The sequence below is a fragment of the Clostridium sp. DL1XJH146 genome, from assembly GCF_054819755.1.
In genome coordinates this window covers 1-262 of sequence record NZ_JBTVVN010000149.1, presented here as the reverse complement: position 1 = coordinate 262, position 262 = coordinate 1, and the positions used below count along the sequence as shown (strand labels likewise).

General features: G+C 48.9%; 2 tRNA genes. Both read left to right on the top strand.

Annotated elements, in window-relative coordinates:
• The first annotated feature begins 94 nt into the window (after positions 1-94).
• Positions 95-179 (top strand) — tRNA-Leu (locus ACVHXK_RS18890).
• Positions 180-187: 8 nt separating this feature from the next.
• A tRNA-Gly gene (locus ACVHXK_RS18885) sits at positions 188-262 on the top strand.

Below are 262 nucleotides of genomic sequence, written 5' to 3'. Positions count from 1 at the left end.
ATTCACTAGCTCAGTCGGTAGAGCACTTGACTTTTAATCAAGTTGTCCGGGGTTCGATTCCCCGGTGGATCACCATTTTATAAAATAAAAACATGCAGGTATGGCGGAATTGGCAGACGCGCTAGACTTAGGATCTAGTATCTTACGATGTGGGGGTTCGACTCCCTTTACCTGCACCAATTTTATTGCGGGAGTGGCTCAGTGGTAGAGCGTCACCTTGCCAAGGTGAACGTCGCGAGTTCGAATCTCGTCTTCCGCTCCA